This window comes from Collimonas humicola, from assembly GCF_018304945.1.
In the GTDB taxonomy this organism is placed as follows: Bacteria; Pseudomonadota; Gammaproteobacteria; order Burkholderiales; family Burkholderiaceae_D; genus Collimonas; species Collimonas humicola.
In genome coordinates, this window is record NZ_JAGQEE010000008.1 from 142,122 (window position 1) to 155,145 (window position 13,024).

Below are 13,024 nucleotides of genomic sequence, written 5' to 3' on the forward strand. Positions count from 1 at the left end.
GCCCTCTCATTGCACTGCTCCCGTGATTTGTTGTATACGATTTAAGGCATCTATTACACGACTGGTCTGACGCGCCAAGGCGCCGCTTGGGTCTTTGACTTGTTCACTGATCCGGTTACCCATGTTGTCCAGGGTATAGGCGATGCTGTTGCCGAGGCTGTCGGCGATGTTGGTCAGGCGATGGGCGGGATCGTAGGTGTAGCTGACCGTGGAGGTATTGGGCAGTGTGACCAGAGTCAACTGACCGACGCCGTCGTAGCCATAGGTGGTGGTCTCGACCGTACCGCCAGACGTCACCGTCTTGCCGGTCAGCCAGCCGCGTGGACTGTAGGTCAAGGCAGTCGTCGCGCCATTGGCATCGGTAATCAGGCCTACCCGGCCGTTGGCGTCGTAGTTCGACAAGGTAGTGACTTGGCCGACGGCGTTGGTGATCGTGCTCAGGTTGCCGCTGCTGTCGTAGGTATAAATCGTCTTGTCCGCCACATCGGTTCTTGGACCTGTGGCGGTCAAGACTTGGCCGACCGTGTTGTAGGTGTAGCTCCAGGTGCGTGCGGTACCGACCAACGTTGGCGACAAGCCTTGCGCACCAGTCGCATCACTTGTGGCTTGCACCGTCTTGCTCAGCAGATTACCGGACGTATCGTAGGCGTAGGTCGTCAACAGTTTCGGCTCAGCGATCTGCAATGGCAAACTGTAGGTGGCATGCCAAGCCGTTGTGATCGTTCTGGCCTGCGACGTGCCGGATGCTTCCACACGGCTGGTTTCTAGGTTGCGCGTCAGGTCGTAGCTATACGTGGTGACGGCGCCGTTGAAATCGGTACGAGTTGCGACATTACCATTCGCGTCGTAAGTCTTATTCAAATTACTCACTCCGCCGTTCTGACCGCCAGGCTGACTTAGATTTGTAAGGTGATTACGATCTAATAAATTTGCAAAATCAAAATTTTGTTGTGTCCCGAGAGGATTAGTTATGATCGCAGAAACAATATTTTCGGTGCTATCCAACGTGTACACCACGCCATATTTTTCTACGCCGCCAGCATGCTCAGATGAAATGGCATAGCCATGTACATCGTAGCTCCAGGTCGCGAAGCGATTGTTATTTTCGTCGACAATTCCCGTCAATAGCACGCTTCTAGTAGAGCCGTTAGTATATGCAGGCTCGTTGTACAAATAACTGCGCTTTTTGCCGTCAGGATAAGTTATCGAAGACAGTAAATTATTATTGTAGCCATAGGTATACACATCGCCGGCCGGTGATGTCAGGGTCTGAATTCGACTGTTTCCATCGTAGGTGAGATTTAGCTGACGACCAAACGCATCTGTTACCTTGATGAGTAAGCCCGCTTTGGGGGCAATATTGCTCGGTGTACTGGCGTCGCTATACGTTAATACGTGACTTTGCCCGTTACGATGTGTCACCATCAATAGTCTGCCTGCGGAATCGTAGGACTCAGTCGAATCGTCGTTTGCAACCGTATATTTCCATCCGACTAGTCCGCCATTTACATCCTTAACTGAAACCAGTTTGTCCATCACATCGGCATCAGCGGTCCATGCGTTATTCAACAATAAAAATGTGAATGCCTTTCCATCAGGACGTGTAATTACGGCTGTGGCAGGTTGAACCGTTACGTTCGCAAGGATAGAACGGTCATATTCGTGAGACCAATTGTAATCACTTGGATAAAACCTATAAAAACTCCAGCTTGGCGTGCTGTTATAGGTACGTTGGAATAAAAGAGGAAATTTGCCTTCGCTCGTAATATCCGTTTCCACTTGAACTTTATTGCCATTATGGCATGTAAGGGGATTCCCAAATTTTGCCTCACACGAGCCCGCAGGAGGGGCACCTGGTGTTTTAGGGGACAGCGTTGGTGCACTGCAGGAAGAAAATGGCTGCACCCAGGAATACACACTGCCGTCATGGAGATTGGTGACACTCTCAATGCACGAGGAACCGGAGGCTGGGATCGAAGAAGTAATCGCGCTGTAGGTGGAACTGCCCCCGACGCCAACTCTGGCCGCACACATTGCAGTAATCGTTGGAACACATGTGCCACCGGCAGTGTCATCCTTTATAAAACCGGCATGAGCAGCAATACTTGCGAATAACGTCACCGCGCAAATAGTCAAGCCGACACTTCTAGATTGCTCCTTTTGGTGCCGATAATAGTTCAATGCATTTCTCCCGTGATTTGTTGTAAGCGATTCAAGGCATCTACTACGCGACTGGTCTGACGCGCCAAAGCACCACTTGGATCTTTGACTTGTTCACTGATCCGGTTGCCCATGTTGTCGAGGGTATAGGCGATGCTGTTGCCGAGGTTGTCAGCAATATTGGTCAGGCGATGGGCGGGGTCGTAGGTGTAGCTGACCGTGGACGTATTGGGTAGCGTGACCAGGGTCAACTGACCGACGCCGTCGTAGCCATAGGCGGTGGTTTCAACCGTACCGCCAGACGTCACCGTCTTGCCGGTCAGCCAGCCGCGTGGGCTGTAGGTCAGTGCCGTAGTCGCGCCATTGGCATCGGTGATCAGACCTACCCGGCCGTTGGCGTCGTAGTTCGATAAGGTCGTGACTTGACCGACGGCGTTGGTGATTGTGCTCAGGTTGCCGCTGCTGTCGTAGGTATAGATAGTCTTGTCCGCCACATCGGTTCTGGGACCGATTGCCGTCAATACTTGGCCGACCGTGTTGTAGGTGTAGCTCCAGGTGCGCGCAGTACCAACCAATGTGGGTGACAAACCTTGGGCACCGGTCGCATCGCTGGTCGCCTGCACCGTCTTACTGAGCAGGTTGCCGGACGTATCGTAAGCATAGGTCGTCAACAGCTTCGGTTCAGCGATCTGCAATGGCAAGCGATACATCGCGTGCCAGGCGGTCGTGATCGTCCTGGCTTGTGAAGTACCCGAGCCTTCCACGCGGCTGATTTCCAGATTTCGCGCCAGGTCGTAATTGTAGGTAGTGACATTGCCGTTGAAGTCGGTACTGGTGGCGACATTACCATTGGCATCGTAGGCAGTCGAATTCGAAGCTGCACTGCAACCGGCACCACTAGGCTGACTTTGGCCAGTGCTTTTCACAACGCCGAGGACTGTTTGAAAATTATAGGTACGCGTGGTACCAAGCGGATCGGTGACGCTGCTTTGAGTAAAAAGGTTCGGATAACTCACTGCAAATTTCTGCACTCCCCCGGCGAGCTCTGTGGAAACTGCTTTGCCAGCGCTGTTGTACGTGATGATGGCATAGCGAGCTGAGTTTTCATCGGTTATCCCTGTCAATGCAACCTGCAAATTCGTGTTGGCAGTTTTATCTTGCTCGTTGTACCAGTAGGTGCGTTTCTTGCCATCGGGGTAGGTAACGGAAGTTAAGTTGTTGGCAGGCGAACTACCGGCCAGCATGGTAGAGCTAGCTTCATCATAGGCATAGCTATAAATGCCGCCGGCAGGATCGGTCATCTTGACCATGCGTGCGGCAGCATCGTAGGTGAAATTCAACTGCGCGCCAAAATGATCCGTAACACGGATGAGCAGGCCAGATTTTGGGGCAATATTAACTGGCGTACTGACATCGGAATAAGTCCATGTCTGTACCTGCCCATCCCGTGCAGTGCTAGTCTGCAAACGACCCGTTAAGTCGTAAATTTCTGTCGAATCATTGTCTGCGTTATAGACCTTCCAACTAGTACCATCATCGGTTTTAGTAACGCGATCGTTTATATCGGCAGCGGGGCTGAGGTTGCTTGTCGTACCGAACGCGAGCATCCGGCCATTGCCGCGTTGGACAGCAAAATCGTTGGCTAGTCCGGTTGGCGCATACGCGAAGCAGTATGGTCTTCCCGTTTGATTACCAGTCCCTGGATAGCATCCCGAATAAATAGAATTGGCATTTAGCACCTGTTGGGGAGCAGTAAAATCGACGCCAGCCACCTGGTAATTATTTACCCAAGTGTTTCGATCACTGCGGTAAGTACGAGAAAATCGCAAAGCGTTGGCACCACTGCCGGCATAGTCCGTTTCGGTAAGCTTTTCTATTCCTGTGGACGGATAGATTGGTTTCCCCAATGCAAGGCAACCCTGTGTTTCTGGTTTTTGTGTATTGGGATTGGGGGTGCAAGTTATCGTATAGTGGGGCGCGCCATCACCGTTAACTCCTGTATCTTTGCTGCATTCGTAGCTCGTGAGGACTGCATTCGCCTCATAGATAGTTGGGTCACCTGCAGTCACATAGTGCATATTGAAAGTTAGCGGCACGCCGTTGTACCATGCGCTTTGATTGGGGGGAGCGTACAAATCCAAAACTGTTGTGCCAGGATATCTCGCCATAAAATTTGCTTTGTTTATTTCAAATGCTTCTTCCGGCGTATCGTATTTTCCTTGTTTGTCCGCATCGGTCCACCAAGCATTTATATAAAACATATGTGGATTTGTATCGCGAGCATGAACCACGGACATGCTGATAAGCGACATTAATCCGAGCAAAGTCAGTTTAATTTGGTGCGATTGAATCAATTTTTTTAAATTCCATTGGTCATTAGTTATCTCAATTTCATTTCCATCGGCTCTCCTCACTGCACTGCTCCCGTGATTTGTTGTATGCGATTTAAGGCATCTACGACGCGACTGGTCTGACGCGCCAAGGCACCGCTTGGATCTTTGATTTGCTCACCGATCCGGTTACCCATGTTGTCCAGGGTATAGACAATGCTGTTGCCAAGGCTATCGGCGATGTTGGTCAGGCGGTGGGCTGGGTCGTAGGTGTAGCTGACCGTGGAGGTATTGGGCAGCGTGACCAGGATCAGCTGACCGACGCCGTCGTAACCATAGGTCGTGGCTTCTACCGTACCGCCAGACGTCGCTGTCTTGCCGGTCAGCCAGCCGCGTGGGCTGTAGATCAGTGCCGTGGTCGCGCCATTGGCATCGGTGATCAACCCCACCCGACCATTGGCGTCGTAGTTCGACAGGGTCGTGACTTGACCAACGGCGTTGGTGATCGTGCTCAGGTTGCCGCTGCTGTCGTAGGTATAGATGGTCTTGTCTGCCACATCGGTTCTGGGACCGGTGGCGGTCAATACCTGCCCCACACTGTTGTAGGTGTAGCTCCAGATACGCGCTGTGCCAACCAATGTTGGCGACAAGCCTTGCGCACCAGTTACATCACTCGTGGCCTGCATCGTCTTGCTCAGCAAGTTGCCGGAGGTGTCGTAGGCATAGGTCGTCAACAGCTTCGGCTCAGCAATCTGCAATGGCAAACGATATGTAGTGTGCCACGTGCTCGTAATAGTTCTAGCTAGTGGCGTACCAGATCCTTCAACCCTGCTGGCTTCCAGGTTACGCGTCAAGTCGTAGCTATACGTAGTAGGAGTGCCATTGAAGTCAGTGCGCGATGCAACGTTACCGTTGATATCGTAGACAACTTTGGATGAAGCCGCGGCACAGCCAGCTCCTCCAGGCTGCGATTGGCCGGTCGCTCTAATGGAGCCCAAGACGCTAGTAAAGCTAGTGGTACGTGCAGTACCCAACGGATCAGTGATAGTAGTACTGCTACCATCGGAACTATAGGTCAACTGATATTGATCGACGCCACCGGCGTGCTGCTCCGAATAGGCTTTACCCTGAGCATTATAAAAATAGCTGGCAAAGCGGTTACCATTCTCATCAACCATCCCTGTCAGTGCGTGCGGTTGATTAGTGCCGTCGGTGTATGCCTGCTCGTTGTATAAATAAACTCTGCTCTTGCCGTTAGGGTAGGCAATAGAAATCAAGTTGTTATTCGCATCGTAGTTGTATTGATACAGTTCACCGGCTGGATCGATCATCGTAACAATACGATTTCTACGGTCATAGGTAAAATTCAACTGACGCCCAAACGTATCGGCCACGCGAAGCAGCAAACCAGCTTTGGGGGCAATGGTAGGCGGAGTGCTGCTATCGCTATACGTTAGGTTCTGGATAAGGCCCTCACGATCCTGAAGCGATATCAGCCTGCCATTGGCATCATAGATTTCAGTTGAGTCGTTAATTGCAACTTGATATTTCCAACCGGTCAGGACCCCGTTCGTGTCAGTAAATTGAGTCAGCTTGTCCATGACATCCGCATCTTGTGCGATATAAACATTGCCGTTGACAGTAAAGCTATTGGCAGTACCGTTCGGACGGCCGATGACAACAACCGCAGTATTGTCGAGAGTGACGCCGACCTCGATAAAACGGTCATAGTCGTGACGCCACGCATTCCCCAGCGTGGTAACAGCGCTTCCGTTTTGACTATTATATTGGCGTCGAAAAAGCATATGGCTGGACGCAGCCGCTATGTAGTCGATGTCCGACCAATATTTGTTCCCAGTGCCGGCGTGAATCGGTTGTTTGGTGCCGACTGGGATTGGGCATTGAGCCGGCGGGCCGTTGTCCTTACTACCTTGGCACTGACCTTGCAGGTGAATCTGTCCAGCAGGACAAGCGCACACTTGGGGATCGTTTGTGGCTTGACTCCCCTCGGGGCAAAAAGGAACCTGCTGCTGATTACCTAGCACACCCTCATCACCGTTATATTGACTTTTGCCAATCATTTGCCAAACGGGATAGCTGGACAAAACTGAATACGCATAGTTGTAATGCCATATTTGTCCTGCTGCGCAATTTATCGCACTAACTCGCTTGCTTGCGTAATATGCTCCAGCAGTTTCCAGATCAGAATAGGATGTTTTTTCATTGTAGGCACCTGGATTACCACAATCGGAATACTCCAGCGTACCTACAAAATTGCTCTTAGCTGGAAAAGTACTTGTACGCGCATGCGCAACCGATATTACCGCCAGCAATAGGGCGCACAAAACGGCAATTTGATAAACGATTGAATATCCATCTTGTTTCACTTTACGATACACGGTGTCTTGAATTACAGATCGGTATACGCGATTATGTTTTTGGTGGATCTGCCCTACCGAATTCCTCAGATAACCACTCATAGACCATTTCCTGTGATTTGTTGCACGCGATTTAAAGCATCCACCACCCGACTGATTTGACGAGCTAAGGCGCCACTTGGATCCTTGACTTGCTCACTAACACGGTTACCCATGTTGTCCAGGGTATAGGCGATGCTGTTGCCGAGGCTGTCGGCGATATTGGTCAGGCGATGGGCGGGGTCGTAGGTATAGCTGACCGTGGAGGTATTGGGCAGCGTGACCAGGATCAACTGGCCGACGCCGTCGTAGCCATAGGTGGTGGTTTCAACCGTACCGCCAGAGGTCACCGTCTTGCCGGTCGGCCAGCCGCGTGGACTATAGGTCAGTGCCGTAGTCGCGCCATTGGCATCGGTGATCAGTCCTACCCGGCCGTTGGCGTCGTAGTTCGACAGAGTCGTGACTTGACCGACGGCGTTGGTGATTGTGCTCAGGTTGCTCGAGGGGTCGTAGGTATAGGTGGTCTTGTCGGCCACATCGGTCCTAGGGCCAGTGGCCGTCAATACCTGGCCGACCGTGTTGTAGGTGTAGCTCCAGGTGCGTGCTGTGCCAATCAATGTCGGCGACAAGCCTTGCGCACCACTCGCATCGCTAGTGGCTTGCACCGTCTTGCTGAGCAGATTGCCGGAGTTGTCGTAGGCGTAGGTCGTCAACAGCTTCGGTTCGGCGATCTGCAATGGCAAGCTGTAGGTAGCATGCCAAGCCGTCATGATCGTGCGTGCTTGCGGCGTGCCGGACGCTTCCACGCGGCTGGTTTCTAGGTTCCGCGTCAGATCGTAGCTGTAGGTGGTAACGGTGCCGTTGAAACCGGTACGCGTTGCGACATTGCCGTTGGCGTCATACGTGACGGCCGACGATGCAGCACCGCAACCGGCGCCGCCGGGTTGGCTTTGGCCGGTGCTCTTGATTGTGTTGAGGAAGGTTTGAAATGCATAAGTGCGAACCGTCCCCAGGGGATCGGTGACGGTGCTTTGGCTGCCAGGCTGCGTGTAGCCGATGCTGTATTTCTCGACGCCGCCGGCATGCTCGGTCGAAATTCCTCGGCCACTGCTGTCGTAATTGAAGGTGGCAAAGCGCACATTGTTTTCGTCAACGATACCGGTCAGTGCAGTCGGCAAGTTTGCACCGGCCGTATAGGCCGGCTCGTTATAGACATAGGTACGGGTCTTGCCGTCCTGATAGGTCACGCTGACGAGATTGTTATTGCTGTCGTAGCTATAGCTGATCGTCTTGCCGGCCGGGTCCGTCATCTGACTCACTCGGCTACTGCTGTCGTAGGTGAAATTGAGCTGACGACCAAACTGATCGGTGATGCGTAACAACAGTTCGGCTTGAGGCGCCATCGTCGTTGCATCCGAATAACTCAGCGTTTGTACCAAGCCTTCGCGGCTGGTAATACTAACCAATTTGCCATTGGCATCATAATTTTCCAGCGATTGATCTGCGGCGATACGGTATTGCCAACCAGTGGTGTTACCTGCACTGTCGGCTTGGCGCGTCAGGCTATCGGTAACATCAGCATCTGGGTGATATGCGCCACCCGTTAGGGTGAATGTCAGAATCTTGCCATCGTTGCGTTGGACGCCAGCATTGTTAGGGTAAGCACTGTTCGTCTGGACCATGCGCTCATAGTTGCTGCTCCAGCGCGCACCATAACGACCGTTACGTGTGCTATTGCCATTATAGGTGCGCTGCAATTGCACACCATTGCCTACGGCATTCAGATAGTCCGATTCCAGCTGCCGCTTGTTGCCGTTGCCATGGTTGATCGGGTTGCCATGTTCCAGTTTGCAAGCAAGCCCCGTATTTTCGTCGTTTGGCGCTGCACCAGGATTGTAATTACAACTGTTCTGATTCTCTGCTTCTGGCTTGCACGACGGATCGGCTGCAGGGGGAGCGCCGCAAGCAAACGTCACAGGATTAACAGCGTCAGGCAAATCACAACTGCCTGTGGGATCAGGAATACCTCTCTGGGCAATACCATTCATTGAATAGCACACACCATATTTTTGACCAGCCATAGCTCCCCAGTAGCCTCCGTGACTTCCTGGAAAACTAGACCACCCCCAATAGGCACAATTTGCAGCGGGTGTTGGGGATTGATCGAATTTCCAACTGGATGCTTGTGCAAATTTCTGGGTACTGATCATCGTTAGCCCAATGATTAGGCTGACAAATATCCGGCGGAATAGATGCCTCAGCATGACAACATTCTGACCAATGGGCGTGGAACTATTGTTCATTACTGCATTAACTGGTTTAGTCGTACTCAATCGCCTTGACAGCGTTTCAATACTTTTCACTTCCGTCATTTCCATCCCTTTATGCGCCCGAAACTAAACTCCCGTGCCACGCTGTCATCACGCCTCTAATGAGCAATTTTCTTTTACGCAACTAAGAAGCGGTATCAGATCGCGGAACAAGATCCTCTTTCTTTGAGCTGGCCCAGATTTTCTCAGACTCAATCATGCTCACCGCACATTAAGTTACATACGGCAACGCAAATGTATTACGCGAAAGCAATTCCAGCAATCCAAAAATCTCTTTTTATTGCACTGCACATTCATAGGCATTCAAATAACAACACTTTGCAATGTCTCTACGTTTTTTCGTCGAGAAAGAGGGAGAAATATCGGTGTGAAATATTAAATATCTGCGACAGGCTTATGTTGCAGCGGCAGTGTGGGCAAGTGAAACTGCGCTATATGTACCAGCGACGAAAAGCTGATTTTTGGACAGGCCTCGGGGAAAAGGTAACCTTGGTAACCTGTCCCGCTTGTGGCATGTAAGTGCCTGATTTATAGAGGAATAGCTGGTTACCTTTGAAAGGTAATCTTTGGTAACTCAACAGGTTATTTATCTCTAAGCTTTTGATATCTATAACTATTATTTTTTAGCTATATTACCTACCACTATGGTAACCAGATTACCTCGAAGTTACCTTTTATCGAACCCCTCAAAGCCTTACTTGACGAGGGTTTCCGAGCGATTTCCAAAAATATTACCAATGTTACCGTTTCCCCGAGTGGTACTTTATTTTCATGAGCGTAAGCTAACAGCGCCAGATATTTGCCGCACAAACGATGCAATATCGAGTGCTACTGATGCTTGGCAAACTCGCCTCTGCCAGCTGGAGTAAAAGAAAAGACCCGCTCTATTTGCAAGCAACCGAGAATGCATTAAAACGTTTCTCAGGCTATCGATTTTGGGCTTGCGGGTTAAGTGATTGATACAGGATTGATACTAGTGCGTCGTGGAGCCACTAGGCGCGCGAGGAGTATCCCCTTGAACTAACGAGACAATTAAATCCGCATTGCTCTATTTAACTGTAGTATGAATTTGTTTCGAAATAGCGACAACTTTTCAGCGCGTCTCACGCCATTTTTCAAAACTATTTACGTCATCCCCATTTTTTACGAGATAGATAATTAACTCATTGATTTTAAACAGAATCAATTTCCTCTCTCCGGCACCACGCGCTTTTTGAATCGTATTCCTGCGCCTGCCAGTCGTGCACACTACCGTCTCGATTCACGGCATACTTCGTTCCTTTGCGTGAAAACCGCTTCCGGCGCAACAATCCGGGCGCGTAATCGCACGTTCATTTCGGATCAAGCCCAGTGCATAACCACAAGCTGCCTCATTCCCTCAATGCCTGGGACGGCGTCGACACTATCCACCGCGATCTGCTAGCCAGCAAGGATCGGCTATACGATCCTTGCCAATTCGCCTGCACAGAACCGCGGATGGAAGCGGAAAGCGCCGAGTACGGCGCCTATGCCTTCGAGCTGAATGGCCTGGCCATGCGCTTTCGCACTGCCAAAATCACGCCCACCAAAACCGGACAATTCGTGACCCTGTGGAAGCGCGCCGGCAAAGGTCCGATCCAGCCGTACGACATGGCGGATGCAGTCGATTTTTTTATCGTCTGCACGCGCACGGAGGAGTTTTTCGGACAATTCGTTTTTCCAAAATCGTTGTTGCGCGCGCAGGATGTGGTTTCTGAAAACGGCGTCGGCGGCAAGCGCGCCATGCGCGTCTACCCGCCTTGGGACCGGGCTGCGAACCGGCAGGCGCAAAAAACCCAGGCCTGGCAGCTGGCCTATTTCCTGGAGCTGCCGCATAGCGGCGCCATAGACCACGAACGGGCACGCTTGCTCTATCGTCAAGAACGATCATAATTTCAAGCAGCAATCGTCAGGAGCGCGAGCGACAACAAGCGCCCGCCGCAATCGCTGCCGGCCATGGCGGCTGCGGCTTTAAAACCACATCCGGCATGATGGCGTCTCGCCGTGGCACTGGGGAACAGCCGATTTCTGTATCATTCCCCCATGCAAATGTTCCAAAGCATCAAATTCCGCCTGATAGGCCTCGGTATCCTGATTATCGTGGCCGGCATCGGCTTGCGCCTGTTTTTTGCGCTGCCCTTTGCCCAAGGCTTGCTGCGCGACGAGGTGGCGGCCCAGCAATTGTCAGTGGCGTCGTATGTGGCGCGCGACATCGGCCATAGCATCCAGGCACGCCGTGCGCTGCTCGCCGAACTGAGTTCGGTGCTGCCGCCGGCGCTGCTGTCGCAGCCGCAGCAGCTGACGGCCTGGCTGCGCGAGCGGCAGCGCATCAATCCCTTGTTCAACAGCGGCTTGCTGGTGGTGCCGCCGGACGGCAAAGGCGTGCTGGCGCAGTACCCGACCGTGCCCGGGCGCGAGGGCCTGGTCTTTTCCGACAGCGACTGGTTCCGCGCCGCGCTACAGGCCGATGCCCCCGTGATGGGCCGGCCGAAGCGCGGGCGCGCCAATGGCGAACCGATCCTGGTGATGGCGGCGCCGGTGCACAATGAGGCGCATCAGGTAGTGGCGGTGCTGGCCGGCGTGGTGGTGCTGAACACGCCCGGCTTTCTCGACCGCCTGCAGGAAACCAAGCTCGGCGTCAGCGGCGGCTTCCTGCTGGTGTCGCCCGCCGACAAGCTGTTCGTCGGCGCCAGCGATCCGGCGATGGTGCTGACGCCGACTCCGCCGGCCGGCATCAACCTGCTGCACGATCGTGCCATGACCGGTTACCGCGGCACCGGCATCACCGTCAACGCCAAGGGTGTGGAAGAACTGTCAGCGATGGTGACGGTGCCCGGCACCGGCTGGTTCGTGGTAGCACGCATCCCGACCGCGGAGGTATTCCATCCGATTAACGCCATGCTCGGCTTCTATGTGCGCAACACGCTGGCGATCGTCGCCGGCATGATCATCATCATGCTGCTGCTGTTGCCGCGCACCTTGCGGCCGCTGACCGATGCCGCACAGGCGATGCGCGAGATGGCCGACGGCAAGCGCCAGCTGGCGCCGCTGCCGGTGCAGCGGCACGACGAGGTCGGCGGCCTGGTGCTCGGTTTTAATTATCTGGTGGAACGGCTGCGCGACAAGGAAGCGGCGCTCAGGGCAAGCGAAGCGCGCATGGCGTTCATGGCGCACCACGATGCGCTGACCGGCCTGTGCAACCGGGCCATGCTGGAAGACCGCCTGCAGCAGGCGATGGCACGCGCGCAGCGCGACGGCTCGCATTTTGCCTTGCTGTTTTGCGATCTCGATGATTTCAAGCCAATCAACGATGTCTTCGGCCACGAGGCCGGCGACGCCATCCTGCGCCAGGTGGCGGCGCGCCTGCTGGACGAACGCCGCAGCACCGATACCGTGGCGCGCCTGGGCGGCGATGAATTTGTCGTCTTGCTGAGCGATCTCAGCGATGCGCGCGAGGGCGCGATCAGCGTCGCCCTGCAATTGCTGGAAGCGATCGGCATCCCATTCAATATCGACGGCCAGCTGTTCGAACTGAGCGCTTCGATCGGCATTGCCTTGCATGTGGAGGCTGGGATTTCCACTTCGCAGCTGATGTCACAGGCCGATATCGCCATGTATCAGGCCAAGCGGGCGGGAAAGAATGAGTATTGTGTGTTCGAGGAGTCGCTGGAGCCCTTTCGCGTTTAGCGCAAGGGCTGGCATGCTGCGGGACGGGCAAATTTTGCCCATGCGTTATCGCGATGCGCACGCATGGTACGCGTGGGCACAG

General features: G+C 53.3%; 6 protein-coding genes. 2 read left to right on the forward strand and 4 right to left on the reverse strand.

What is annotated here, in order from left to right:
• Nucleotides 1–6: 6 nt before the first annotated feature.
• From KHU30_RS21315 to KHU30_RS21330, 4 genes are read right to left on the reverse strand one after another with little or no spacing between them, the layout of a single operon-like run.
• A complete protein-coding gene (locus KHU30_RS21315) occupies nt 7–2,181 on the reverse strand; it encodes a DUF6531 domain-containing protein (protein ID WP_211444615.1) in 2,175 nt (724 codons plus the stop codon).
• Nucleotides 2,178–4,574: an RHS repeat protein gene (locus tag KHU30_RS21320; protein WP_211444616.1), complete on the reverse strand. Its 2,397-nt coding sequence runs from the start codon at nt 4,572–4,574 to the stop codon at nt 2,178–2,180. Before KHU30_RS21320 ends, KHU30_RS21315 begins: the two co-directional genes overlap by 4 nt.
• The gene (locus tag KHU30_RS21325; RefSeq protein WP_211444617.1) at nt 4,571–6,970 is read right to left on the reverse strand and encodes a DUF6531 domain-containing protein; all 2,400 of its coding nucleotides are present in this window, start codon (nt 6,968–6,970) and stop codon (nt 4,571–4,573) included. The genes KHU30_RS21320 and KHU30_RS21325 overlap by 4 nt, the downstream gene beginning before the upstream one ends.
• A complete protein-coding gene (locus KHU30_RS21330) occupies nt 6,967–9,279 on the reverse strand; it encodes a DUF6531 domain-containing protein (RefSeq protein ID WP_211444618.1) in 2,313 nt (770 codons plus the stop codon). Before KHU30_RS21330 ends, KHU30_RS21325 begins: the two co-directional genes overlap by 4 nt.
• Before the next feature lie 1,308 nt (nt 9,280–10,587).
• Here KHU30_RS21330 and KHU30_RS21335 point away from each other — a divergent pair.
• Together KHU30_RS21335 and KHU30_RS21340 are read left to right on the forward strand one after the other, a co-directional pair.
• Nucleotides 10,588–11,148: a MepB family protein gene (locus tag KHU30_RS21335; protein ID WP_329956705.1), complete on the forward strand. Its 561-nt coding sequence runs from the start codon at nt 10,588–10,590 to the stop codon at nt 11,146–11,148.
• 150 nt (nt 11,149–11,298) lie between these two features.
• The gene (locus KHU30_RS21340; RefSeq protein ID WP_211444619.1) at nt 11,299–12,942 is read left to right on the forward strand and encodes a diguanylate cyclase domain-containing protein; all 1,644 of its coding nucleotides are present in this window, start codon (nt 11,299–11,301) and stop codon (nt 12,940–12,942) included.
• The last annotated feature ends 82 nt before the right edge of the window (nt 12,943–13,024 follow it).